General features: G+C 73.1%; 23 protein-coding genes. 12 read left to right on the forward strand and 11 right to left on the reverse strand.

Features of this window, described 5'->3' with window-relative positions:
• The first annotated feature begins 129 nt into the window (after nucleotides 1–129).
• Nucleotides 130–843, forward strand: coding sequence for a TetR/AcrR family transcriptional regulator (locus tag ACZ63I_RS34370; RefSeq protein ID WP_469343422.1), 714 nt, complete (start codon nucleotides 130–132; stop codon nucleotides 841–843).
• A 53-nt stretch (nucleotides 844–896) separates the two neighbouring features.
• Here ACZ63I_RS34370 and ACZ63I_RS34375 read toward each other — a convergent pair whose 3' ends face one another.
• A complete protein-coding gene (locus ACZ63I_RS34375; protein WP_469343423.1) occupies nucleotides 897–2,168 on the reverse strand; it encodes a glycoside hydrolase family 18 protein in 1,272 nt (423 codons plus the stop codon).
• A gap of 360 nt (nucleotides 2,169–2,528) precedes the next feature.
• On the opposite strand from ACZ63I_RS34375, the gene ACZ63I_RS34380 reads away from it, so the two are divergent.
• Nucleotides 2,529–3,701 (forward strand): acyl-CoA dehydrogenase family protein, encoded by a 1,173-nt coding sequence (locus ACZ63I_RS34380; protein WP_469343425.1) that lies wholly within the window; start codon nucleotides 2,529–2,531, stop codon nucleotides 3,699–3,701.
• A 92-nt stretch (nucleotides 3,702–3,793) separates the two neighbouring features.
• Here the strand turns inward: ACZ63I_RS34380 and ACZ63I_RS34385 are convergent, their stop codons facing one another.
• Nucleotides 3,794–4,180 (reverse strand): hypothetical protein, encoded by a 387-nt coding sequence (locus tag ACZ63I_RS34385; RefSeq protein ID WP_469343426.1) that lies wholly within the window; start codon nucleotides 4,178–4,180, stop codon nucleotides 3,794–3,796.
• Between the two features lie 204 nt (nucleotides 4,181–4,384).
• Here ACZ63I_RS34385 and ACZ63I_RS34390 point away from each other — a divergent pair, with 204 nt between their 5' ends.
• The 4 genes from ACZ63I_RS34390 (at nucleotide 4,385) to fxsA (ending at nucleotide 8,598) form a co-directional block, all read left to right on the forward strand.
• Complete coding sequence (locus tag ACZ63I_RS34390; protein ID WP_469343428.1) at nucleotides 4,385–4,825, forward strand: Lrp/AsnC family transcriptional regulator; 441 nt, start codon at nucleotides 4,385–4,387, stop codon at nucleotides 4,823–4,825.
• Nucleotides 4,826–4,884: 59 nt separating this feature from the next.
• Nucleotides 4,885–6,537 (forward strand): amidohydrolase, encoded by a 1,653-nt coding sequence (locus tag ACZ63I_RS34395; protein WP_469343429.1) that lies wholly within the window; start codon nucleotides 4,885–4,887, stop codon nucleotides 6,535–6,537.
• A gap of 581 nt (nucleotides 6,538–7,118) precedes the next feature.
• The gene (locus tag ACZ63I_RS34400) at nucleotides 7,119–7,886 is read left to right on the forward strand and encodes a polyprenol monophosphomannose synthase (RefSeq protein WP_469343430.1); all 768 of its coding nucleotides are present in this window, start codon (nucleotides 7,119–7,121) and stop codon (nucleotides 7,884–7,886) included.
• A gap of 112 nt (nucleotides 7,887–7,998) precedes the next feature.
• Nucleotides 7,999–8,598, forward strand: coding sequence for an FxsA family membrane protein (gene fxsA / locus ACZ63I_RS34405; protein WP_469343432.1), 600 nt, complete (start codon nucleotides 7,999–8,001; stop codon nucleotides 8,596–8,598).
• 131 nt (nucleotides 8,599–8,729) lie between these two features.
• Here fxsA and ACZ63I_RS34410 read toward each other — a convergent pair whose 3' ends face one another.
• From ACZ63I_RS34410 to yczE, 4 genes are all read right to left on the reverse strand, one after another.
• Nucleotides 8,730–9,104: an RNA polymerase-binding protein RbpA gene (locus ACZ63I_RS34410; protein ID WP_003959706.1), complete on the reverse strand. Its 375-nt coding sequence runs from the start codon at nucleotides 9,102–9,104 to the stop codon at nucleotides 8,730–8,732.
• A 255-nt stretch (nucleotides 9,105–9,359) separates the two neighbouring features.
• Nucleotides 9,360–10,724: an MFS transporter gene (locus ACZ63I_RS34415; RefSeq protein ID WP_469343467.1), complete on the reverse strand. Its 1,365-nt coding sequence runs from the start codon at nucleotides 10,722–10,724 to the stop codon at nucleotides 9,360–9,362.
• Nucleotides 10,725–10,769: 45 nt separating this feature from the next.
• Nucleotides 10,770–11,528: a glycerophosphodiester phosphodiesterase family protein gene (locus ACZ63I_RS34420; RefSeq protein ID WP_469343433.1), complete on the reverse strand. Its 759-nt coding sequence runs from the start codon at nucleotides 11,526–11,528 to the stop codon at nucleotides 10,770–10,772.
• A complete protein-coding gene (gene yczE / locus ACZ63I_RS34425; protein ID WP_469343468.1) occupies nucleotides 11,525–12,193 on the reverse strand; it encodes a membrane protein YczE in 669 nt (222 codons plus the stop codon). The genes ACZ63I_RS34420 and yczE overlap by 4 nt, the downstream gene beginning before the upstream one ends.
• Nucleotides 12,194–12,292: 99 nt before the next feature.
• Here yczE and ACZ63I_RS34430 point away from each other — a divergent pair, with 99 nt between their 5' ends.
• Nucleotides 12,293–13,792 carry an SCO1417 family PLP biosynthesis transcription factor gene (locus tag ACZ63I_RS34430; RefSeq protein WP_469343434.1) on the forward strand — a complete coding sequence of 500 codons (1,500 nt, stop codon included), beginning with the start codon at nucleotides 12,293–12,295 and terminating at the stop codon, nucleotides 13,790–13,792.
• Nucleotides 13,793–13,828: 36 nt separating this feature from the next.
• On the opposite strand, the gene ACZ63I_RS34435 is transcribed toward ACZ63I_RS34430, so the two are convergent.
• The gene (locus tag ACZ63I_RS34435) at nucleotides 13,829–15,484 is read right to left on the reverse strand and encodes a hypothetical protein (RefSeq protein ID WP_469343436.1); all 1,656 of its coding nucleotides are present in this window, start codon (nucleotides 15,482–15,484) and stop codon (nucleotides 13,829–13,831) included.
• A gap of 46 nt (nucleotides 15,485–15,530) precedes the next feature.
• Nucleotides 15,531–15,725 (reverse strand): hypothetical protein, encoded by a 195-nt coding sequence (locus tag ACZ63I_RS34440; RefSeq protein WP_041991757.1) that lies wholly within the window; start codon nucleotides 15,723–15,725, stop codon nucleotides 15,531–15,533.
• A gap of 228 nt (nucleotides 15,726–15,953) precedes the next feature.
• On the opposite strand from ACZ63I_RS34440, the gene ACZ63I_RS34445 reads away from it, so the two are divergent.
• The 5 genes from ACZ63I_RS34445 to ACZ63I_RS34465 all read left to right on the forward strand — a co-directional run bounded on the left by ACZ63I_RS34445 (nucleotide 15,954) and on the right by ACZ63I_RS34465 (nucleotide 21,814).
• Nucleotides 15,954–16,346: an ankyrin repeat domain-containing protein gene (locus ACZ63I_RS34445; RefSeq protein WP_469343437.1), complete on the forward strand. Its 393-nt coding sequence runs from the start codon at nucleotides 15,954–15,956 to the stop codon at nucleotides 16,344–16,346.
• A gap of 232 nt (nucleotides 16,347–16,578) precedes the next feature.
• The gene (locus ACZ63I_RS34450) at nucleotides 16,579–17,997 is read left to right on the forward strand and encodes a HEAT repeat domain-containing protein (RefSeq protein ID WP_469343438.1); all 1,419 of its coding nucleotides are present in this window, start codon (nucleotides 16,579–16,581) and stop codon (nucleotides 17,995–17,997) included.
• A gap of 111 nt (nucleotides 17,998–18,108) precedes the next feature.
• The gene (locus ACZ63I_RS34455; RefSeq protein ID WP_469343440.1) at nucleotides 18,109–19,227 is read left to right on the forward strand and encodes a glycosyltransferase family 4 protein; all 1,119 of its coding nucleotides are present in this window, start codon (nucleotides 18,109–18,111) and stop codon (nucleotides 19,225–19,227) included.
• On the forward strand, nucleotides 19,224–20,435 hold the full coding sequence (locus ACZ63I_RS34460; protein WP_469343442.1) for a glycosyltransferase: 1,212 nt from the start codon (nucleotides 19,224–19,226) through the stop codon (nucleotides 20,433–20,435). The genes ACZ63I_RS34455 and ACZ63I_RS34460 overlap by 4 nt, the downstream gene beginning before the upstream one ends.
• A gap of 539 nt (nucleotides 20,436–20,974) precedes the next feature.
• On the forward strand, nucleotides 20,975–21,814 hold the full coding sequence (locus ACZ63I_RS34465) for an SGNH/GDSL hydrolase family protein (protein ID WP_469343469.1): 840 nt from the start codon (nucleotides 20,975–20,977) through the stop codon (nucleotides 21,812–21,814).
• Nucleotides 21,815–22,131: 317 nt separating this feature from the next.
• Here the strand turns inward: ACZ63I_RS34465 and ACZ63I_RS34470 are convergent, their stop codons facing one another.
• From ACZ63I_RS34470 to ACZ63I_RS34480, 3 genes are read right to left on the reverse strand one after another with little or no spacing between them, the layout of a single operon-like run.
• Entirely contained in the window at nucleotides 22,132–22,998 is an 867-nt protein-coding gene (locus ACZ63I_RS34470; RefSeq protein ID WP_469343443.1) for a 5-oxoprolinase subunit C family protein, read from the reverse strand.
• On the reverse strand, nucleotides 22,995–23,627 hold the full coding sequence (gene pxpB, locus ACZ63I_RS34475) for a 5-oxoprolinase subunit PxpB (protein WP_469343444.1): 633 nt from the start codon (nucleotides 23,625–23,627) through the stop codon (nucleotides 22,995–22,997). Before pxpB ends, ACZ63I_RS34470 begins: the two co-directional genes overlap by 4 nt.
• Nucleotides 23,624–24,388, reverse strand: coding sequence for a LamB/YcsF family protein (locus ACZ63I_RS34480; protein ID WP_469343445.1), 765 nt, complete (start codon nucleotides 24,386–24,388; stop codon nucleotides 23,624–23,626). The genes pxpB and ACZ63I_RS34480 overlap by 4 nt, the downstream gene beginning before the upstream one ends.
• Nucleotides 24,389–24,542 lie beyond the last annotated feature (154 nt).

A 24,542-nucleotide genomic window follows, 5' to 3' on the forward strand; every position in this document is an offset into this window, starting at 1 on the left:
GCCCGGTGGCCGGCGCGCTCAGGCGCGCCGGCCACCGGCGGGTGTCCGCGGGTAACCCCTTGTGAGCCGTGTCCGGCCGCTCTGCCATACTGCGGTGATTCCGTGGCAGCCGGAGACCAGGATGCGAATTTGAGTCGTTCTCAACAGCGTGGCGAATCCGCACGATCGCAACTGCGGCGCTCCGAACTGATCGCGACAGGGCGGAAGTTGTTCGCCGACACGTCGTACGACGCGCTGTCGATGGACGACATCGCCCAGCACGCCGGGGTCGCCAAAGGGCTGATCTACTACTACTTCAAGAACAAGCGCGGCTACTACCTGGCCATCGTCGAGCACTCCGTCGGCGAACTCGTCATGCTGGCCGCGAGCGAACCCGGACTGCCGCGCACCGAGCGCATCCAGCGCACCGTCGAGGCGTATCTGCGCTTCGCGCAGGAGAACGGCGCGGCGTACCGCACCATCATCAACGGCGGGGTCGGCTTCGACACCCAGGTGCAGGCGATCCGCGACGCCGTGCGGACGGAACTGGTCTCGACCCTCGCCGAAGGCGCCTACGGCCACCGCGACATCCCGCCGATCGCCCGGCTCGCCCTGCTCGGCTGGCTCAGCAGCGTCGAGTGGCTCACGCTGGAATGGCTCGGCCATCAGGAGCTGGAGCTGGCGATCCCACGCGATCTGCTGGTCCGGATGCTGCGTCATACGCTCAACACCATCGAGGAGTTCGCGCCGGAGTGCCCCGCACCGCCGCCGGACCTGGCCTGGCGCCCGTACACCGGCCGCGACCAGCCGCCCGCTCCGACCGCCGAGGCTGGTCCGCCCGGCGCCGATCCGTCCGGTCCATGACACCGGGCGGGAAGCCGCCTCACGGCTCCCCGCCCGGGTCGACTGTGCGCGGGTCAGCCGATGGCGTTGATCAGCTCGCCGTTGGCGGTGTCCCCGCTGAGCTCCCAGAGGAAGGTGCCCCCCAGGCCCTGCTGGCTCTCGTACTGCATCTTGCCCGCGATGGTCTCGGGCGTGTCGTAGCTCCACCACTCGTTGCCGCAGAAGGCGTAAGCGGTACCGGCGACCGTGCCGTTCGCCGGGCACCTGTCCTTGAGGACCTTGTAGTCCTCGATTCCGGGCTCGTACGTGCCGGGCGCCGCGCCCGTCGCCGTGCCGCCCGGCTCCTTCTGGGTGACCCCGGTCCAGCCGCGGCCGTAGAAACCGATGCCGAGGAGCAGCTTCTCCGACGGGATGCCGAGCCCCTTCAGCTTGGTGATGGCGGCGTCCGAGTTGAAGCCCTCGGTCGGGATGCCCTCGTACGACGTGAGCGGCGAGTGCGGGGCGGTCGGGCCCTGCGCGGCGAAGGCGCCGAAGAAGTCGTACGTCATCGGGTTGTACCAGTCGAGGTACTGGGCGGCGCCCGCGTAGTCGGTGGCGTCGATCTTGCCGCCGTCCGAGCCGTCAGCCGTGATGGCGGCCGTCACCAGGTCGGAGCCGAAGGCGCCGCGCAGCGCCGCGGCGACGTTCTTGAACGCGTCGGGACCGCTGGTGTCGCAGCTCAGCCCGCAGGCGTTGGGGTACTCCCAGTCGATGTCGATGCCGTCGAAGACATCGGCCCAGCGCGGGTCCTCGACCAGGTCGTGGCAGGACTGCGCGAAGCCGGCCGGGTCCTGCGCCGCCTGGCCGAAGCCGCCGGACCAGGACCAGCCGCCGAACGACCAGAGGACCTTGAGCCCCGGGTGCAGCTTCTTCAGCTCGCGCAACTGGTTGAAGCTGCCGGCCACCGGCTGGTCCCAGGTGTCGGCCGTGCCGTCCACGCTCTGGTCGGCGGTGTACGTCTTCTGGTAGTCGGCGTAGGCGTCACCGATGGCGCACTTGCCGCCGGTGACGTTGCCGAACGCGTAGTTGATGTGGGTGAGCTTGTCGGCGGAGCCCGACGTCTCGATGTTCTTGACGTGGTAATTCCGCTCGTACACGCCCCAGTCGGTGAAGTAGCCGACCACCTTGTTGCCTGCGGCCGCCGGCGCGGCCGGTGCGGCGGCGGCGGGGGCCGCGTCGGTGGGCGCGACCTGTGCGGACGCGCTGCCCGCTCCGGAGAGCAGGGCCAGGCCGAGCGCCGCGGTACACGCGGTGGCCAGCAGCGCCCGGCCCCGGGCGCGGGGGCGGATGTGGGGGAATCTCAGCACGGTGTCTCCTCGTGGGGGAGGAAGAAGCACATGACTTGGCATGGGCACGAAAGTTGTTCCGATGGACGTTAGAAGGACTAGACCAGTGAGTCAATGGTGCGGACCAATCCGGTCACCGCTTCCGTATCGGCGGGGTCGGCCGGGGTGGCCGGAGCGCGGGCGGCCGACCGGTGACGAATGGCGGCCGATCGGGCATACTCGACGCGCCACAGCCGCTGGTCAGCATCTTCCGCGATCCGGGAGGGCAGCATCGGCCGGGGAGAACATCTGCCCGGGGCACCCGGGCACCAGTCGGCGCCGCCGCCCTACCCTGCGCGAGCGGACAGCCGTACCGTCCCGAACAGGGAGGAGAGCGCAGCCATGACCGACCGCGCACCGCAACCGGTGGATCGCCAGTTGCCCACCGAGGAGTCCCGCGACCTCATCACGCTGACCCGCGAGATCGTCCAGCGCGAGATCGCGCCCACGGCGGCCGGCGAGGAGGAAGCCGGCCACTTCCCACGCCAACTCTTCACCCTGCTCTCCGCGTCGGGACTGCTGGGCCTGCCCTACGACGCCGCACACGGCGGCGGGGACCAGCCGTACGAGGTCTACCTCCAAGTGCTCGAAGAGCTGGCAGCGGCCCGGCTCACCGTCGGCCTCGGCGTCAGCGTGCACTCCCTCGCCTGCCACGCCCTGGCCAACTACGGGAGCAAGGAGCAGCAGAGCGAGCATCTGCCCGCGATGCTCGGCGGCGGCCTGCTGGGCGCGTACTGCCTCTCCGAACCCGCCTCGGGCTCCGACGCGGCCTCGCTGCGCACCAAGGCCGTACGCGACGGCGACGACTGGGTCATCACCGGCACCAAGGCGTGGATCACGCACGGCGGCATCGCCGACTTCTACACCGTGCTCGCCCGCACGGGCGGCGACGGCGCCCGGGGCATCACCGCCTTCCTGGTGCCGGGCGACGCCGCAGGGCTCGAAGCCGCCGTGCCCGAGAAGAAGATGGGCATGAAGGGCTCGCCCACCGCCCAACTCCACTTCGACGGCGTACGGGTGGCCGACAGCCGCCGGATCGGCGACGAGGGCCAGGGATTCGCCATCGCCCTCTCCGCCCTCGACTCGGGCCGGCTCGGCATCGCCGCCGCCGCGATCGGACTCGCCCAGGCGGCGCTGGACGAGGCGGTCCGATACGCCACGGGCCGCGAGCAGTTCGGCAGACCGATCGCCGACTTCCAGGGACTGCGCTTCCTGCTCGCCGACATGGCGACCCGCGTCGAGGCCGGGCGCTCGCTCTACCTCGCCGCTGCGCGGCTGCGGGACATGGGCCGGCCGTTCTCCCAACAGGCCGCCATGGCCAAGCTGTTCTGCACGGACACGGCGATGCAGGTCACCACGGACGCGGTGCAGGTGCTCGGCGGCTACGGCTACACCACCGACTTCCCGGTGGAGCGCTACATGCGCGAGGCCAAGGTGATGCAGATCGTCGAGGGCACCAACCAGATCCAGCGCATGGTGATCGCCCGTCATCTGGTGGGTCCCGAGACACACTGAAACCACCGACAACGCCCGCGTCATGACGAACCGTCATGACGCGGGCGTTGTCGGTGAGTTGCGGCGGAGACAGTTTCAGCCGCGGAACGGGCTCAAGCCGCGCGGGCGATCTTGACGGGCCGGGAGGCCGGGCCGCCGACGTGCGAGAACGGCTGGGTCCGCCAGTCGAGCCCCTGAGGGAGCGTCAACAGCAGTGCGGTGTCCTGCTCCTGGGCGTCGAACGTCTCGTCGGCCGGCCGCGCCTGCGCCGCCGCCGTACCCGTACCGGCACACACCGACAGCACGAACGGGTTCCAGGGGGAGGGGCACAGCGCGTGCTCGGGCAGGACGTCCTCGTCCGCCAGCAGCGCGATCGGCTGTGCACAGTCCGGGCAGACCACGCGGTACATCTCGAAGGTGTCGTACGAGTCGAACTCGTCCGTTTCGACGAACTCGACGGGCTCCGGTTCGGAGTTTCCGGCGCGGTTCAGCTTCTGCATGGAGACATTCCCCCTCGGGTGGGCCGACCAGGCACTTGTGGTCTCGACCACAGCAAGCACTTCCCTGCGTGCGCGCCGAGTAACCGTGCGGCACCGAAGGACCGGTCCCGGGACCTGTGGTCTTCGTCACATGCCCGTCGCGGGTGCCGGTGGTCACCGCAGACCACTGTGCCGGAGCCCGCCCGGGGGAATAGGTTGATCGCCATGGAGGAGCTGGATCGTCAGATCGTGGAGTTGCTCGTCAAGGACGGCCGGATGAGCTACACCGACCTGGGCAAGGCCACCGGCCTGTCCACGTCGGCGGTGCATCAGCGGGTACGCCGGCTGGAGCAGCGCGGAGTGGTCAGGGGATACGCCGCCGTCGTCGACCCCGAGGCGGTCGGGCTGCCGCTGACCGCGTTCATCTCGGTGAAACCGTTCGATCCGAGCGCCCCCGACGACATCGCGGACCGGCTCGCCGGCATTCCCGAGATCGAGGCGTGCCACAGCGTGGCGGGCGACGAGAACTACATCCTCAAGGTCCGGGTCGCGACCCCGCTGGAACTGGAGGACCTGCTGACCCGCATCCGCACGCTGGCCGGCGTCTCCACCCGCACCACCGTCGTGCTGTCGACGCCGTACGAGGCACGGCCGCCGCACTTCTGAGCCGCGAGCGGCGCCACCCGGGCGCGAGGCGCACCGCCCGGGGCGCGAGACTTGGGCCCATGAACGAGAGCACCGCCCCCGCCACCGCCCCCCGGAGCGACCACCGCACCGTCCTGCTGCGCGGCGGAGAAGTCCACAGCCCCGCCGACCCCTTCGCCACGGCGATGGTGGTGGAGCGCGGCCATGTCGCCTGGGTCGGCTCCGAGGGCGCCGCCGACGCGTTCGCCACCGGCGTCGACGAGATCGTCGACCTCGAAGGCGCTCTCGTCACCCCGGCGTTCACCGACGCCCACGTCCACACCACAGCCACCGGACTCGCCCTCACCGGGCTCGACCTGTCCGGCGCCGCCACCCTGACCGAGGCGCTGCGGCTCGTACGGGACCACGCGGCGGCCCGCCCCGGCGACCGGATCCTGCTCGGCCACGGCTGGGACTCGGCCCGCTGGCCCGAGCGGCGCGCCCCGTCCCGCGCCGAGCTGGACGAGGCGGCGGCCGGCCGGCCGCTGTACCTGACCCGTATCGACGTCCACTCGGCCGTGGTGACCACGGCGCTGCTCGACCTGGTCCCCGGTGTCACCGGCCTCGCCGGCTACGAAGCGGAAGCGCCGCTGACCGCCGCCGCCCACCACGCGGTGCGCGCGGCGGCCTACGGGGCGATCACCCCGGCCCAGCGCGCGGAAGCCCAGCGGGCGGCGCTGCGCCGGGCGGCCTCGCTCGGTATCGGCTCGCTCCACGAGTGCGCGGGACCCGACATCTCCGACGAGGACGACTTCGCCGCGCTGCTGGGCCTGGCGGCGGGGGAGCCGGGCCCCCGGGTGTCCGGGTACTGGGCCGAGCTGATCAGCGACGAGAAGGGCGCCAGGCGGGTCCGTGAGCTGGGCGCCGTGGGCGCGGCGGGTGATCTCTTCGTGGACGGCTCGCTGGGCTCCCACACGGCCTGTCTGCGCGAGCCGTACGCCGACGCCGCCCACACGGGCAGCGCGCACCTGGACGCGGCCGCCATCGCCGCCCATGTGGCCGCGTGCACCGAGGCCGGGCTCCAGGCGGGGTTCCACGCCATCGGCGACGCGGCGGTCGACGCCGTGGTCGAAGGAGTGCGGGCGGCGGCCGACCGGGTCGGGGTGGCGCGGGTGCGGGCGGCCAGGCACCGGGTGGAGCACGCCGAGATGCTCACCCCCGGCACGATCGCCGGCTTCGCGGATCTCGGCCTGACCGCGTCCGTCCAGCCGGGCTTCGACGCGGCCTGGGGCGGCGAGGACGGCATGTACGTGGAACGGCTCGGCGCCGACAGGGCCCGCACCCTCAACCCGTACGCGGCGCTGCTGCGGGCCGGGGTGCCGCTCGCCCTCGGCTCCGACAGCCCGGTCACCCCGCTGGACCCGTGGGGCACGGTCAGGGCCGCCGCCTTCCACCGCACCCCCGAGCACCGGATCTCCGTACGGGCCGCCTTCACCGCTCACACCCGCGGCGGCTGGCGCGCCGTCGGCCGCGACGACGCAGGGACGCTCGTACCGGGCGCACCCGCCGACTACGCCGTGTGGCGGACGGAGGAGCTGGTGGTCCAGGCGCCCGACGACCGGGTGGCCCGCTGGTCGACCGATCCGCGCTCCGGGACACCGGGTCTGCCGGACCTGACCCCGGGGCGCCCGCTGCCCGAATGTCTGCGGACCGTGGTCGGTGGTCAAACGGTCTTCATGCGCCCGAACGAGTGACGTGCGGATATTTCGTACCGCCGACCGATGCCTACCCGGCCGTGCCGCCGCTTGCGGCGCCTCCCCGCTGACCTGCTAATTTAGGTGAACGTCGCAGGTCAAACGGCTGTTGACAGTGAGCGGCCGGAGGCGGGTAGGTTCGGCCAGGTCCACCACCGTACGTCCGTCCGGCAACCTCCACGCAGTCGTCGAACGCCGCTGGGTCATGGGGCGGTGCGCCGCACCGGCGCACCACCACTGGGAGCCAGGTCCAGCACCCGCGCCTCGGGGGCGAGGGAAGGTTTCAGCCGGCCGGCGGGTGTGACCCGGGTGGGGCCCCGGCGTTCAGTAGACAACGGCTTTCGGTTGGCCCGCAGCCAGCGGGCCCCAGGTCGGCCCGAAGGACGCCGGGACCCGATCCGCAGCACGGCCGCCCCGCCCGGACCCGGTCCGCCGGCCGCGGCGCGGGCAAGATCGCCCTTTCCGTACGACACCGGGCCGATTCGGTACCGCGACGCACCGCACCCGCCCACCGCGTGGGCGTCCGGCCCCTCCGCGCTCGCTAAGCTGATGCATCGGCGTACGGCGACTAAGGGGCAGTAGTGAACGACGGCGGTCAGAGGCGGTTCGGCCCGCTGGGCAAGGCCCTGGTGATCATTCCGACCTACAACGAGGCCGAGAACATCAAGCCGATCGTCGCCCGGGTACGGGCGGCGGTGCCGGCGGTCGACATCCTCGTCGCCGACGACAACAGCCCCGACGGCACCGGCAAGCTCGCCGACGAACTCGCGGCGGCCGACGAGCAGGTGCATGTGCTGCACCGCAAGGGCAAGGAAGGGCTCGGCGCCGCCTACATGGCGGGCTTCCGCTGGGGCATCGAGCACGGCTACGGCGTCCTGGTCGAGATGGACGCCGACGGCTCGCACCAGCCCGAGGAACTGCCCCGGCTGCTGACCGCGCTCAAGGGCGCCGACCTGGTGCTCGGCTCGCGCTGGATGCCCGGCGGCCGGGTCGTCAACTGGCCCAAGAGCCGCGAACTCATCTCCCGTGGCGGCAGCACCTATTCGCGCCTCCTGCTCGGCGTCCCGATGCGCGACGTGACCGGCGGCTACCGGGCCTTCCGCGCGGAGACCCTGGCGGGACTGGGACTCGACGCCGTCGCCTCGGCGGGCTACTGCTTCCAGGTCGACCTCGCCCGGCGCGCGATCGACGCCGGGTTCCATGTGGTCGAGGTGCCCATCACCTTCGTCGACCGCGAGCTGGGCGACTCCAAGATGAGCCGCGACATCTTCGTCGAGGCGCTCTGGCGGGTCACCGCCTGGGGTGTGGAGTCCCGGGCGAACCGGCTGCTGGGACGCAAACCCTCCTGATCTCCGCAGCTCCGCCGGCCCGCGCCCGTCCCCTGCCCGCCCATGGGTGTCACAGGGGCCTCATAACGGCCCTCATACGCCATCGTGCGGCCCGGCCAGGCACACTGGACGTATGACGACCGCCCCGCATCGGACCGCACCCAGGCGCTCGCGCGCCCGTACGCTCGTGCCGCTCGGCATCGCTGTCTGGCTGGCGCTGGAGATCTGGCTGCTGGTGCTGGTCGCCGGGGCCGCAGGCGGGCTGACCGTCTGGCTGCTGATCATCGCGGAGATCGTGGTCGGGGCCCTGGTCATGAAGCGCGCCGGGCGCCGCGCCTTCCGCAATCTGACCGGGACCCTCCAGCGGCAGCAGCGCAGGCAGCAGGGCGAGGCCGTGGAGCCTGAGCCCGTCCCCGGCCGCGACCGCAACGGCTTCCTGATGCTCGGCGGGCTGCTGATCATGGTGCCGGGGCTGATCACCGACGTCTTCGGCCTGCTGCTGCTCGTACCCGCCCTGCGCACCAGGCTCGGCGACTACACGGAGCGCACGCTGGAGCGGCGGCTGCGGGCGACCGCCGCCGCGCAGCCGGGCGGCCTCGGCGAGGCCTTCGAGCAGGCGCGGATGCGGCAGCCGGACGGCAAAGTCGTCCAGGGCGAGGTCATCAAGAACGACGAGCGGGAGCAGCGCGGCGGACCGCGCGACGACGGCCCCCGCCCGCCGCTGACCCCCTGACCCTCCTGACCCCGGCGGGGCCGTACGCCCGCCCCCCATGGCAAAAGCCGCGGGCCGCGACACATGATCTGTGTCGCGGCCCGCGGCTTTTGTGTTGGTGTCTTGACTGGCGCTATGCGGTGATTACGCGATCAGGCGGACTTCCGGCTGTCGCGCGGGTGCACTGCGATGTTCATGGCGCCGGAGCGCAGGACGGCCAGCCTCTCGGCCAGCACCTCCTCCAACTCCTCGCGGGTGCGCCGCTCCATGAGCATGTCCCAGTGCGTACGCGCAGGCTTGCCCTTCTTCTCTTCGGGACCATCCCCGTCCACCAGGAGTGCCTGGGCGCCGCACGCCTTGCACTCCCACTCCGGCGGAATTTCCGCCTCTACCGAGAAGGGCATCTCAAATCGATGACCGTTCTGGCATGCGTACTCCACCGCCTGGCGCGGGGCCAGATCGATGCCGCGGTCCGTCTCGTAGCTGGTAACCACGAGTCGCGTGCCGCGGAGAGCTCGCTCACTCATGAATCGTGCCTCCCGGGCTTGTCGCCCACAGGACAAATGTCGCTGTCGTCGTCATCCGGTCAACGTCCGGTCGGCGGTAAAGATTCCCGCTCCGGGTCGTGCGTCGTCCGTGTGCCGCCCCTTGTTGTACCCACCAGTGCCCGGTTTGTCACGTCTTGCAGGAGATGCCACCCGTCGTTGTGGCTTCTCAGGCATGCAGGAACGCTCCGGCTGGCAGGCCAAACGCGTACACTACCGCCCTTTGACGCCTCGCGTCTAAATACGCTCGGGCAGCGTGTTCCCCGCGGCGGCGACCGCACGCCTGACCGGCACCCGCGCCAGCAGCACCGAGCCGAGTACGAAGAACACCACCAGCGAGATGATGGCGTCCCGGTAGCTGCCGGTGAGCTGGTAGGCGAGCCCGAAGACCAGGGGTCCGAGCCAGCTCAGCCCCCGGTCGCTCATCTCGTACGCGGAGAAGTACTCCGCCTCCTTGCCGGCGGGCACCAGATGCGAGAACAGCGAGCGCGACAGCGCCTGGCTGCCGCCCAGCACCAGACCGATCGCCGCAGCCAGCCCGAAGAACCAGACCGGCGCCTTCGCCGGCAGGAAGTACCCGGCGACCAGGATCAGCGTCCAGACGGCCAGCGACCCCAGGATGGTGCGCTGCGCGCCGTACGTACGCGCCATCCGCCCCATGGCCAGCGCACCCGCGACCGCGAGGATCTGCACCAGCAGCACCGCCACGATCAGCGTGGTCTGGCCGAGGCCCAGCTCCTCCGAGCCGTACACGGACGCCTGCGAGATGACCGTCTGGATGCCGTCGTTGTAGACGAGATAGGCGAGCAGGAACGACAGCGTCAGCGGGCGCTTGCGCATGTCCCGCAGTGTCGCCGTCAACTGCCGCCAGCCGGTGCCGACCGCGCCCTCACCACTCTGCGGTACCCGCCGGTCCCGCAGCCTGCGGAGCGGTACGAGCGTGAAGGCGCCCCACCACAGCCCGGCCGATGCCAGGCAGATCCGGACCGCCGTCGACTCGCTCACGCCGAACGAGTCGTGCCCCGAGTAGAGGACGAGATTGAGGACGAGGACGAAGGCGCCCGACGTGTAGCCGAAGGCCCAGCCGCGCGAGGAGACCGCGTCCCGCTCCTCGGGGCCCGCGATCTGCGGCAGATACGCGTTGTAGACCACCGTCGAGACCGACAGCGCCGCGTTCGCCACGATCAGCAGCAGCGCGCCCAGCAGATAGCGGTGGCCGTCCAGGAAGAACATGCCGGTCGTCGCGGCGGCGCCGGTGTAGGCGGCGGCGGCCAGCAGCGGCTTCTTGCGGCCCGTACGGTCTGCCGCAGCGCCGGCCAGCGGCATCAGCAGCACGGCGACGACCACGGAGACCGAGACGGTGTAGGCGAACACCGATCCGGCGCGCACGGGTATCCCGAGCGGATGGACATAGCCGCGGGCGTCGGCCGCCGCCTTGGCCACGGACGTCAGATAGGGGCCGAGGAAGACGGTGAGGACGCTCGTCGAGTAGACGGAGCAGGCGAAGTCGTAGAAGTACCAGCCGTGCTGCTCGCGTCTGCGCTCCCGCGCCGCGTCGGCGGCCTTGTCCTCACCGTCGCCGTCACCAGGACCCTCGGTCAGGTCCACGGTCTCCGCGGTCACCGCGCCCCCCTCCTCAGCCTGGCCTCAGTGCCAGACTCCCCGCCCGGCGAACACCGCGCGCAGCGTCTCAAGATGATCGGTCATGATGCCATCCACGCCAAGGTCGAGGAGTTCGTTCATCAGGGCGGGATCGTTGACCGTCCACACATGGACCTGCAGGCCGCGCTCGTGGGCCGTGCGCACGAACCGCTCGTCCACCACCGGGATGCCGTTGTGCGCGGGCGGCACCTGCGCGCAGACCGCGCCCGCGCGGACGGGGACCGGGATCCGGTACGAGCGCAGCCGCAGCCCGAGCACCCCGCGGATGCCGTACGAGGTGGCGAGGCGGTCCCCGGCGAGCTGCGCCGCCGCTGCCACCCGCGTCTCGGAGAACGAGCCGACGCACACCCGGTCCCAACTGTCGGTCGCCCGGATCAGCTCGACCAGCGGCTCCAGCGCGGGCGCGGCCTTGATGTCCACGTTCCAGCGCGCGTCGGGGAACTCCTCCAGCAGCTCCTCGAAGAGCGGCAGCGGCTCCCGGCCGCCGACCCTGGCCCGGCGCACCTGGTGCCAGGGCAGGTCCCCGATCCGGCCCGTGCCGTCGGTGACCCGGTCCAGGGTCGCGTCGTGGAAGGCGACGAGCCGCCCGTCCGCGGTCGCGTGCACATCGGTCTCGAAGTACCGGTAGCCGAGCGCGGCCGCCCTGCGGAAGGCGGCTGCCGTGTTCTCGATGCCGTCGGCCGCTCCGCCGCGGTGCGCGAAGGGGATCGGGGTCGGATGGTCGAGGTAGGGGTGACGGTTCACCGCGGCAGTATCGCGCCCTCCGGTGTCCCTGCGGCGACCAGCGCGCTGCCGGTGGGGGCCGTGGGAATGGCGAAGACGCGCAGGAAGAGCTGGGCGAGCGGGCCGATGGAGAGCGCGTAGACGACGGTGCCGACGCCCAGGGAGCCGCCCAGCGCGAACCCGGTGGCGACGACGGCGACCTCCAGCGCCGTACGGACCAGCCGGATCGAGCGCCCTGTCACCCGGTGCAGCCCGGTCATCAGACCGTCGCGCGGTCCCGGGCCGAGCCTGGCCGCGATGTAGAGGCCCGTCGCCGCACCCTGCACGACGATGCCGCCGACCAGCAGGGAGATCCTGGTCGCGGCGCCGTGCCCGTCCGGCACCAGGTCCAGCGTCGCGTCCATCGCGATCCCGACGACGAAGACGTTGGAGACGGTGCCCAGCCCCGGCCGCTGCCGCAGCGGTATCCACAGCAGCAGGACGGCGGCGCCCACGAAGATCGAGACCACCCCCATGGTCAGCCCGGTCAGCTCGGAAAGCCCTTGGTGCAGCACGCCCCACGGCTCAAGCCCGAGGCCGCCCCTGACCAGCAGCGCCGAGCTGGCCCCGTACAGGGCGAGCCCCACGTACAACTGGGTCAGCCGGCGGCCGAGCCGCACTCCGCGCAGACGGGCGGTGATGGCCATGTGGTGCTCCCTGGTGGCGATGGTGGACCGGCTCATGTCACTCTGTGGCTGGTCGGTACGGACCGGCCATGGCCAATTCGGGGAAGGTGGACCGACTTCATGACGCAGTGGACATCGGCAGTGGGCGCTGCCCAGCTCGCCCGCCAGCTCAAGGCGCAGCAGTCCCGTCCCGCGGGTTCGGGCACGCGCAAGCCGCCCGCCTACCGCGCGCTGTCCGACGGGATCCGGTTGCTGGTCCTCGAAGGCCGGGTCCCGGTCGCCGCCCGGCTGCCCGCCGAGCGGGAGCTGGCGCTGGCCCTTTCGGTGAGCCGTACGACCGTCGCCGCCGCCTACGAGGCGCTGCGCGGCGAGGGCTTCCTCGAATCCCGCAGGGGCGCCGGAAGCTGGACCGCCGTACCGGCCGGCAATCCGCTGCCGGCCCGGGGCCTCGAACCGCTGCCGCCCGAGTCGCTCGGCTCCATGATCGACCTCGGTACGGCCGCGCTGCCGGCGCCCGAGCCGTGGCTGACCCGCGGGGTGCACGGCGCGCTGGAGGAGCTGCCGCCGTACGCGCACACCCACGGCGACTACCCGGCGGGACTGCCCTCGCTGCGGCGGATGCTCGCCGACCGGTACACCGAGCGCGGCATCCCGACCATGCCGGAGCAGATCATGGTCACCACCGGCGCGATGGGCGCCATGGACGCGATCTGCCATCTCTTCGCCGGGCGCGGCGAGCGCATCGCCGTGGAGTCGCCTTCGTACGCCAACATCCTCCAGTTGATGCGGGAGTCGGGTGCCCGGCTGGTGCCCGTCGCCATGGCCGAGGGGCTCGGCGGCTGGGACCTGCCGCGCTGGCGCCAGGTGCTGCGCGAGGCGGCGCCCCGGCTCGCGTACGTCGTCGCCGACTTCCACAACCCGACCGGTGCGCTCGCCGACGAGGACCAGCGCAGGCAGCTCGTCGACGCCGCGCGGTCGGCCGGTACGGTCCTGGTGGTCGACGAGACCATGTCCGAACTGCGGCTGGACCCGGACGTCGAGATGCCCCGGCGGGTGTGCGCCTTCGACCCCGCGGGCAGCACGGTGCTGACGGTCGGCTCGACGAGCAAGGCGTTCTGGGCGGGCATGCGCATCGGCTGGGTGCGTGCGGCCCCCGATGTGATCAGGTCCCTGGTCTCCGCGCGTGCCTACGCGGACCTCGGCACACCGGTGCTGGAACAGCTCGCCGTCAACTGGCTGATGCGTACCGGCGGCTGGGAGGAGGCGGTCGCGCTGCGCCGCGCCCAGGCGCGGGAGAACCGCGACGCGCTGGTCGCCGCGGTCCGCGAGGCGCTGCCGAGCTGGGAGTTCGAGGTGCCGCGCGGCGGGCTCACGCTGTGGGTGCGCACCGGCGGCCTGTCCGGCTCACGGCTGGCCGAGGCCGGTGAGCGGGTCGGGGTGCGGGTGCCGTCGGGGCCGCGCTTCGGGGTCGACGGCGCGTTCGAGGGGTACGTCCGGCTGCCGTTCACCGTGGGCGGCCCGGTCGCCGTCGAGGCGGCTGCCCGGCTGGCCGCGGCGGCGCGGCTGGTGACGACGGGGGCGAGCAACGGCACGGACGCGCCGCGCACCTTCGTCGCCTGACGGGCGGGCTCGCACGTCAGGCGACGGGGGCAGGCGTCAGCCCTCGGCCGGTACCGCGTCGGCGATCGGACCCGGCGTCCGGTCGGCCGGCCGGACGGCAGGCGGTGCGGGTTCCACGACGCGCTCCACCGCCTGGTCCGGGATCTCGTCCGGCAGGTGCTCCTCGGCGGGGGCCTCGTCCAGCGAGGGGTGCCGGTCGGGCAGCAGGTCGAGGACGGCCCTGCGGTGCGCCTCGCTCGTCGCGTCGTCGTACGGGTCGGGGGTGGCCGGCACCTGGAGCCGGAGCACCGGGCCGGTGCCGAGCCGCGCGTAGCCCCTGCCGGGCGGGACGTCCGGGGTGGGGGTGGTGTGCGGCGGCGCCCCGAGGACCCACTCCACCTGGTCGGGGGTGGCGGCGCCGAGGACGACCCGGGCGCGGGTGTGGGTCAGCACGCTCTCGCTCAGGTCCTGGACGCTGTCGAACTGGTCGGCGACGACCACCGTCACATTCGCCGCCCGGCCGTGCCGCAGCGGCACCTGGAGCTGTTCCTGCGGGTCGGGCCGCCCTTCCACTGCGGCGAGATGGCCGAAGACGCTCGGCCGGTCCAGCAGGATCCACAGCGGCCGTTTGATGTCGTCCGGCGCGGGATGGCCGGCCTGCCGGGCGCGGTTGGCCGCGATCAGCCGCCGCTCCGTCTCCCGGGCCGCCCATTCGAGGCTGGAGGCGGCCCCGGCCGGCGCGCACTCCACGGCGAGCACGCCCGTGCGGCCGGTCAGGCAGGCGAATTCGCCGTTCCCGCTGCCCTCCACGATCAGCACGTCGCCGTGCTGGAGAGCTTGCAGGGCGAGGGAGCGGAGCAGGCTCGTGGCGCCGCTGCCGGGCTGGCCGACGATCAGCAGGTGGGGTTCGGTCGAGCGCTGGCCCGTGCGCCACACGACCGGCGGGGCGTCACTGGTCTCGTCGCCGGTCGTCACCGGGACCGTGCGCTGCACGGCCCCGCCGTCGGTGAAGCCCAGCACCGTCTCGCCGGGGGCGGTGACGAAACGCTGGGCCGCGATGGTGGTGGGGAGCGCCGGCAGCACGGTCATGACCAGGTGGTTCGCTTCGTGGTTCCAGTCGAACAGGTACTCCCTGCCGCGCCCCGACTTGGCGTGCAGGAGCTGTTCGATCCGGGCGCGGGCCTCGGGCTCGCCGTCCGTGAAGTAAGGGGGGTACGTCAGCTCCAGCCGGCTGAGCCGTCCGTCGGCGTCGAACTCGTGGGCGCCGAAGGCCGCTCCCCACTCGCCGCCGTGGGTGAACAGCGGACTGGGGTCGTCGGGCACGGAGAAGTACGGCACCAGCGCCTCGTAGAGGGACCGGAGGCGGCCGGTCTGCGCGTCGTCGGGGCCGGTCGGCGCCGGTGTGCGGTCGCGTCCCTTCCAGGCGGCCGCGGCCATCACCGTGATCAGGGCCAGCAGCGGCCCGTACGGGATGAGCGCGACCACCAGGACACAGGCCGCCACGAGGAACAGCGCGGGACCGCGCCGGTCCTTGGGTGTGTCGGCCCACCGCCGGCGCCCTGCGGCGGCCAGCCTCCGCAGACCACGCGTGACCGTGATCAGCGGATGGAGAACATCGGTGGCGCTGTCGGCGGCCGTGCGCGCCATCTCGCGACTGCGAGCGAGCTGGGCGCTGCCGCTGCTCAGAATGCGGGGGAGTGGTCGCCGGGCCACATCTGTCTCCTGGAGGTGCGGAAGGGATGAAGAGACGCGGGAACGGTCAGAACTTGATCCCGCCCAGCAGACCGGCGAGGCTCGCGCCGCCGGCCGTGATGCTGGGGGCGATGGCGGTGCCCGCCAGGTAGAAGCCGAAGAGGGCGCTCACCATCGCGTGTGAGGCTTTGAGCCCGTCTTTCCTGAAGAAGAGGAAGACGATGATTCCGAGCAGCACGACGCCTGACATGGACAGGATCATGAGGTTTCTCCTGGTTGAGGGGACAGTCACCATGAGTTCTTCCATGCTTACAGAAAGTATCAATGCGACTAAAGGTGCAAACGGGTGAATTGTTGGGTATTTCACCTGACCGGCCTACAGGAATGCCCCGCTCCGGTGGCGGACCTGGGGCAGTACCCTGTCGATTCGTCGGTACGGCACGTACGCGCCGTACCCGCAGCAGGCCGACGACATGAGAGGCGGTCCCCGATGAACGAGGTCCCGGACCCCGGTGTGATCGAACTGGCGACGAAGCTCTTCGAGCTGGCCAGGCGTGGTGACGCCGAGACGCTGGCCGCTTACGTGGACGCCGGAGTCTCGGCGAACCTCACCAACGACAGGGGCGACTCGCTCGTCATGCTCGCCGCCTATCACGGCCACGCCCCCGCGGTCCGCGTCCTGCTGGAGCGCGGCGCCGACGCCGACCGCGCCAACGACCGCGGCCAGACCCCGCTGGCCGGCGCCGTCTTCAAGGGCGAGGACGCGGTGATCGACGCCCTGCTGTCCGGCGGCGCCGACCCGGCGGCCGGAACGCCCTCGGCCGTGGATACGGCGCGGATGTTCGGGAAAGAGCAACTTCTGGAACTGTTCGGGGCCCGGTGAGCCGGGCAGCATGGCACCCGTCCCCCTACCGGCCGGTAGGCCGCGCGGTCGAAATGTGGTCGCGTCGGCGAAATGGCTGGGTCATCATGACGGCGGGCCCGCAACGGACCGCCGACGAGAGGCTGAGAAAGATGGTCTGCACCAAGCGCACGACGACAGCGGGTCTCCCATGTTGCCGCGTGGCCTAGGAACGCTCCCCGGTCGCGTCGACAGCTTGATGTGAGGCTTGCCCATGTTTGATCCAGTCATAGCGCCGAGCGGCACGCTGCTCGGTCTGCTGCAGCGGGGCCGCGGCGACGGCACCCTGCACGCGCTGGCGGCGCCGCGCGCCGAGGCGCTCGCCGCCCTGAACCACTGCGTACTGAACGACCCGCGCCACGACTGGCAGGTCGAGAACCGTTCGCTGTACTACGCACGCCTCTACCTGGACCTCCACGGCGGACTCGACGCGATCGACCACCACCTCTTCCGCGCCGAGGACCACTTCGACACCGAGGAGACCAGGACCGGGCTCGCCCTCGCCGTACTCGGCCATCTCGCCTCGTACGACCGGCGCGACGCCCTCGACCTGCTCAGGCGCTACGCGGCGACCGGCGCCAACTGGGCCTGGGCCCTGGACGAACTGGCGCTGCGCGACGACGACACGGGCCTGCGCTCCCTCGCGGCGCCCGTGCTCGCCCGCTTCCCCGCCACCCCCGAGGGCGACGCCGAACTGGCCTCCGCCGTACGGGACGCCTTCGAACCCCGGCCCTGGCGGCTGTGGGCCGAAGATCCGCGCGCCGCTGTCGGCGGCCGGATCAAGGCCGCGGGCGAACAGGGCTCCTTCGACCGCTGGCAACGCCAGATGCGCCCGAGCGGACCGCGCCCCGGCTGGAGCGTCCAGGCGGTGTTCGACTGGGCCCAGCAGGGCACCGAGCGCGGCAGCGAACTCCACGTACCGGCCGCCAGGTGCCTGAGCGCCGTGGCCGGACCCGACGACAGGCCCGCCATCGTCGAGGCCGCCCGCGGCGGCCCCGAAGGCGCCCGCTGCGCCGCCCTCCACTACCTGGCCCAGATCGCCGACCCCGTCGTGCTCGACCTGATCGAATCGGCTGCGGGCGGCCTGGAGCGCACGGTCTCCGACGCCGCCGTCTCCGCGTTCGAGCGGATGTGCGGCGACGAGGCCGTCGACCGGGCCCGCGGCTGGATCCACCGGCCCGACGCACTCGGCGCCTCCGCCGCCGGGGTGCTCGCCTCACGCGGCACCCCCCAGGACGCCCAGCTCGTGCTCGGCGCGCTGCGCGAAACCGTACGGGCCGAGGGCCCCGACGCCCAGCCGCTGTGGACCCTCGTCGACGGGGCGGGACGGCTCGGCATCGCCTGCGCCGCGCCCGTCCTGCGCCACGTCTACCGCGAGACCGCCTCCTCGCATCTGCGCGGCCGCACCGCCAGGGCACTGGCCGCCACCGACCCCTCGTACGCCACGGGCTTCGCCGTCGAATGCCTGTGGGACTGCGAGGAGACCACCCGCGAGGTCGCCGCCCTGCACGCGGAGACCGGAGACGTACGCGTCGCCGAGCGGCTCAGGCGGCTGGCCGCCGACCCCGCCGAGGAGGCCGAGGTGCAGACGGCGGTCCGCAGCAGAATGGGGCCCGACGCGGCGGCGCTGTGAAGATGGCCGACAAGAGGCCTTGAGGGGTCGAAGGCCAATGCTCATGGGACGTTTCCCACGCGGAAAGATCCACGTTGGCAGGGACACGTCCCGTGAGACGACAACACGAGTATGCGTGTCGTCATCGTCACCGAGTCCTTCCCGCCAGATGTCAACGGCGTAGCCCACTGCGCCCTGCAGACCGCGCGGCACCTCGCCGCACGCGGCCACGATCCGCTCGTCATCGCACCGGCCGTGGCCGGCGCCGGCGAATTCGACGCACCGTGCCCCGTGGTGCGCGTGCCCTCCGTCCCCCTCCCCGGCTACCCGCAGGTGCGGGTGGCGCTTCCCAGCAGGCGGGTGGCGGCGACCATCGCAGCCCACCGCGCCGACCTCGTCCACCTAGCGAGCCCCTTCATCCTCGGCGCGCGCGGCATGGCGGTGGCGACCCGGCTGCACCTGCCCGCCGTCGCCGTCTACCAGACCGACCTCGCCGGCTACGCCCGCACCTACGTCGGCGCCGGCGAGGCGGCGGCCTGGCGCCGGCTGCGCGCCGTCCACTGCGCCGCCGACCTCACGCTCGCCCCCTCCAGCGCCGCCCTCCGCGATCTCACCGAGCACGGCGTCCCGCGCGTGCGGCTCTGGCGGCGCGGCGTCGACGCCGTACGGTTCCGGCCCGAGCTGCGCGACGAGGCACTGCGCCGGCGCTTCGCCCCCAACGGCGAACTGATCGTCGGCTACGTCGGCCGGCTCGCCCCCGAGAAGCAGGTCGAACTCCTCGCCGGCGTCAGCGAACTGCCCGGCGTACGCGTCGTGATCGTCGGGGACGGCCCCAGCGAGACCGCGCTGCGCGGGGTGCTGCCACGGGCGCTGTTCCTCGGCCGCACCACAGGGGACGAACTCGCCCGGGTCTTCGCCTCCTTCGACGTCTTCGCGCACACCGGCCCTTTCGAGACCTTCTGCCAGACCGTGCAGGAGGCCATGGCGAGCGGCGTGCCGGTGATCGCCCCCGCCGCGGGCGGCCCCCTCGACCTCGTCGACCACGGCCGCACCGGACTGCTGGTCACACCGCAGGACGCCGATGCCGTCACCCAGGCGGTACGCGACCTGGCCCACGCGCCCGCGCTGCGCGCCGCCTTCGGCGCAGCGGGCCGCGCCACGGTCGAGAGCAGGACCTGGACAGCGGTAGGCGACCAGCTCATCGACCACTACGGCGCCGTGGTCGGCGCCCGCACGGCGGTGGTCGCATGAGCGGGCTGCGGATCGTACGCATGGCGAACTTCGTCACCCCCTCCTCCGGAGGGCTGCGCACCGCCCTCCAGGAACTCGGCAGCGGCTACCTCGCGGCCGGTCACGACCCCGTCCTGATCGTCCCCGGCGAGCGCGCCTCCGACCGGAACACCGTGCAGGGGCGCGTGATCACCGTCCCAGGGCCGGTACTGCCGGGCACCGGCGGATACCGCGTGCTGACCGCCCGGCGCGGCGTGCGCGAACTGCTCGAATCGCTCGCGCCCGACCGGCTCGAAGTGTCCGACAGGACCACGCTGCGCTGGACGGGGGAGTGGGCGCGCCGCAACCGCGTCCCTTCCGTCATGGTCTCCCACGAGACCGCCGACGGCGTCCTGCGCACCTGGGGCGTGCCGGGGGCGGCGGCCGGCCGGACGGCCGACCGGATCAACACGCGCAGCGCCTGGGCGTACTCGCGGATCGTGTGCACCACCGAGTGGTCGGAGCGGGAGTTCCTGCGCATCGGCGCGCGCAACGTGGTCCGCGCGCCGCTCGGCGTCGACCTGGTCCGCTGCCGGCCGGACCGGCGCAGCGCCGCACTGCGCGAGAAGTACGCACGGGGCGCCGACGTGCTCCTGCTGCTCGGCTCCCGGCTCTCGGTGGAGAAGCGGCCGGGCACCGCCCTCGACGCGCTCGCCGAACTGCGGGCGCGCGGCGTGAGCGCGGTGCTGGTCGTCGCGGGCGACGGACCGCTGCGGCCGGGACTCGTCCGCAGGGCACGGGCCCAGCGGCTGCCCGCGCTGTTCCTCGGCCATGTCGGCGACCGCGAGTCGATGGCCGACCTCCAGGCGTCCGCCGACATCTGTCTGGCGCCGGGCCCCGCCGAGACCTTCGGACTGTCGGCCCTGGAGGCCCTGGCCTCCGGCACGCCGGTGGTCGCGAGCGCGTCGTCGGCGCTGCCCGAGGTCATCGGGGACGCGGGCCTCGCGGCGGCCGACCAGGGCGCGGCGTTCGCCGACGCCGTACAGGAACTGCTCGACCGGCCCGAAGGCGCACGGCGGGAGGCGGCCAGGACCCGCGCGGAACTGTTCAGTTGGAGCAACGCGGTCAACGCGTTCCTCGCGGCCCACGACACGGCGCCGCTGCGCACGCCGGCCCCCGCGCCGGTCGCGCCGGAGCCGACCGCCCCCGTCGTACGCGCCGTACGCCGCCCGGACGGGGCACCCCGATGACCCCACCGGGCAACACAGCGGGCCCACCCACCGCCCTGCGCTTCGCCGCGCTCGGAGACTCCCTGACCTCGGGCGTCGGCGACCCCCTGGCAGGCGGCAGACGCCGCGGCTGGGCGGCGCTGCTGTGCGGCGGGGCGGGCGGTACGGATGCGGTTGCGCCCGTGGCGGTCAGCGCACTGGACGGGTCACGTGTCGGCGCGGCTGGTTCTGATGCCGGGGTCGGTGCGGTACTTCGCGCTGTGCCGGGCGGGTCATCTGATGCGGTGGCCGGTGTCTGTTGTGACGCGGTGCGGTGCGCGGGTCCTGACGCCGGGTCCGGGGCTGGTTCCGAGGCTGGTTCCGACGCCGTGTCGGGCGCGGGCCCTGAGGGCGGGCTCGGTGCGGTACTTCGCGCCGTGCCGGGCGAGGAGCTTGTCGCGGTGCGGGGCGGGCCACTCGCCGCCGTGGCCGGAGCCGGTTGTGACGCCGCGCCGGCCGGGCGTTCTGATGCCGTGCTCGGTGCGCCGCTCCGCGCCGTGCCGCGCGAGGGGCCTGCGGCCGTGGCCGGGCCCGGCGAGGGACCCGGCTCCCTGACGCCCGGCGAACGCGTCGTCGCTTTCCACAACTTCGCCGTCAGCGGGGCGCTCACCCGCGACGTCGAGGAGCAGCAGGCGCCTGCGGCGCTCGCCTTCCGCCCGGATCTCGCGTCCGTCGTCGTCGGCGTCAACGACACGCTGCGCCGCGCCTTCGACATCCAGGACGTGGCCCTGCGCCTCGACCGGATCTGCGGTGAACTCGCCGCGCACGGCGCCGTACTGCTCACCGCGTGCCTGCCGGACCCCGGCACCATGCTCGGGCTGCCGGGCCCGCTCGCCCGGCCGCTCGCGCGCAGGCAGCGCGCCGTCAACGCGGTCGTCCACGCCCTGTCGCAACGCTACGACTCGGTCCATCTGCACATGTCGGACGACGGGTGGGTGGCCGACCGGTCGCTGTGGAGCGCCGACCGGCTGCACCCGGGGGAGCGCGGCCACCGGCTCATCGCCGCGCGCTTCCACGAACTGCTGGCCGAGCGGGGGTTCGCCCTCGGACCGCCGCCCGCCCTCACGACCGACCGGCCGCCGCCCAGCCGGCTCGCAGCGTGGCGCTGGCTCGCCACGGCGGGCACCGGCTGGGTGCTGCGCCGGTGCCGGGACCTGCTGCCGGACCTGATGCGGCTCGCCGCCGACGAGGTACGGCACAGGGCGCGCGGCACCGGCGCCCGGCTCGACCAGCGCGCCGAACTGGCACTCTCCCGCGCGCTGGCAGCCCTGACACCCGCACCGGCCGTCCAGCGCCCCACCTGCACGACCTGCGCGGCACCTACCGGGCCCGCCGCTCTGACGACAGCGATCACCGGCTAGCCGCCGGTGGCCGGGCGGTACATGTACGGCGCCGCTCGCCATGTCCCCGCACGGTCAGCGCGCCGAACTGGCGCCCGTACCGGCGCCTCAGAGCACCTGCCGGGCCGCGCGCTCTGACGACGGCGATCACGGACCAGCCGCCACCGGCCGGGTGGCACGTGCGCGCCGTTCGTGACGGGCGCTCAACGTGCGACCTGCACGAACCGTGCGGGTGTTCCCGGCGCGGCCTACGCGGCACCTGCCAGGTCCGCCGCCCCGACGACGGCGATGACCGGAAAGCTGTCGCGCGGCGCGTGCGCGGGCTCCGCACTCGCGGCTCAGCGGCCCATCGGCACGAACCGTACCGGTGTCCCCGGCACGGCCTGTGCCGCGCCCGCCAGGTCCGGTGCTCTGACGACTGCGATCACCGGGTAGCCGCCGGTGGTCGGGTGGTCGGCCAGGAAGACCAGGGGGTGGCCGTCGGGCGGTACTTGCACGGCGCCCGTGACCATGCCCTCGCTCGGCAGTTCGTCGTGCACCGCGCGTTCCAGCGGCGGGCCCTCCGTGCGGAGGCCGATGCGGTTGCTCGTCGGCGACACGCGGTACGTGTGGGTGGCGAGCATGCGTCGCGCTGCCTCGGTGAACCAGTCGGCGCGCGGGCCGAGTCTGACCCGGAGCACCAACTCGGCGGGCGGGGCCGGCCACGGCGCCGTGTCGGTCGGTGGGGCCGGGCGGTACGGCGGGCCGAGTGGGAGCACGTCGCCCGTCTCGACCGGGGCGGGGCCCAGGCCGGACAGCAGGTCGGTCGAGCGGCTGCCGAGCACCGGCGCCACGGCGAGCCCGCCGCCGAAGGCCACGTAGCCGCGTACCCCGGACACGGCGGGTCCGACGTCCAGCACCGCGCCCGCCGCGACCCGTACCGCCGTACCCCAGGCGACCGGACGGCCGTCCACCGTCACCGGGCAGGGCGCCCCGCCGACCGCCACCGTGACGGGGCGGTCCGGCCGGACCGCGCATCCGGTGAGGGTCGTCTCCAGGGCCGCAGCGCCCGCTTCGTTGCCGACCAGCCGGTTGACGAGCCGCAGGGCCGGCAGGTCCAGGGCCCCGGAGTGCGGCACCCCCAGATGGGCGTAGCCGGGGCGGCCGAGATCCTGCACGGTGGTCAGCGCTCCGGCCCGTACGACGGTCAGCGCGCCGCCGGTCATCGGCCGGCCGCCGCGAACCGCACCCGGGTGCCGGGCATCAGCAGCGCGGCAGGGTCGCGGTCCGTGTCCCACAGGACCGCGTCCGTCGTGCCGATCAGTTGCCAGCCGCCGGGGGACGAGCGCGGATACACCCCGGTGTACGGTCCCGCGAGGCCCACCGAGCCCGCGGGCACCGAGGTGCGCGGCGTGGCTCTGCGCGGTACGGCGCGGCCCTCCGGCAGGCCGGTGAGATAGCCGAAGCCGGGCGCGAACCCGCAGAAGGCGACCCGGAATTCGGCCGCCGTGTGGATCCGTACGACCTCCTGCGGCGAAACCCCCCACAGCGCTGCGACGTCCGCCAGGTCGGGACCGTCGTAGCGGACGGGCAGTTCGACGGCCGGCCCGGCGTGCGGGTCGACGGGCGGCGGCTCCCACCGGGTCAGCAGCGCGCCCAGCGACGCCGGATCGGCGACGCCGTCGAGCAGTACGGTGCGGGCGGCGGGGACGATCTCCCGTACCTCCGGCAGCGTGCCGGCCTCCCTGCGCCGCAGCAACTCGGCATGGAACGCGGCCGTCTCCTCGCCGTCGGCCAGCTCCACCAGGAGCGCGTGGTCGCCGAAGGGGACGGCTCTCAAGGGGACGGCTTTCATACGAACGCCTCCACCCGGACGCCGGACGCCTCCAGCTCGCCGCGCACCCGGCGGGCCAGTTCGACGGCGCCCTGCGTGTCGCCGTGCAGACACAGCGAGCGGGCGGACACGGCGACCGTGTGCCCGTCGAACGAGGTGACCTCGCCGTCCGCCGCCATCCGCACGGCCCGTGCGACGACGGCGGCCGGGTCGGTGATCACGGCACCCTCCTGGCGGCGCGGCACCAGCGTCCCCCCTGCGGTGTACGCGCGGTCGGCGAACGCCTCTGCCACCACCGGCAGTCCGGCGTCCGCCGCCTTCGCATGCAGCACCGACCCTGGCAGCCCGAGCACCGGCAGCCGCCCGCCTGCCAGCAGTACCCCGGCGACGACCGCCTCGGCCTGCTCCTCGTCGTGCACCGCGCGGTTGTAGAGCGCGCCGTGCGGCTTGACGTAACTGACGCCCGCCCCCGCCGCCTTGGCGAACACCTCAAGCGCGCCGATCTGGTAGGCGACCTCGGCGGTCAGCTCGTCCGGCGGCACGTCCATCGAGCGCCGGCCGAATCCGGCGAGATCGCGGTACGAGACCTGGGCGCCGATCCGTACGCCCCGCTCCGCCGCCCAGGAGCAGACCCGCCGCATGGTGGCCGGATCGCCCGCGTGGAAGCCGCACGCCACATTGGCGCTGGTGACCACGGAGAGCAGCGCCTCGTCCTCGGTCAGCTTCCAGCGGCCGAAGCCCTCGCCGAGATCGGCGTTGAGATCGATGGACGCCCAGGACATGGAGTCACCTTCCGACAGGCACACATGAGAGGTTCGTAGAACGATCCCTGGAACGATCCCAGACGACCGCGCACCACACGGCAGCGCCGACACGGCGAAACGGGCGAACTGACGCGCGGTGCGCCCGCCGAACGGCCGCCGCCACGTCGCGGCC

Source organism: Streptomyces sp. NPDC087906 (genome assembly GCF_055584925.1).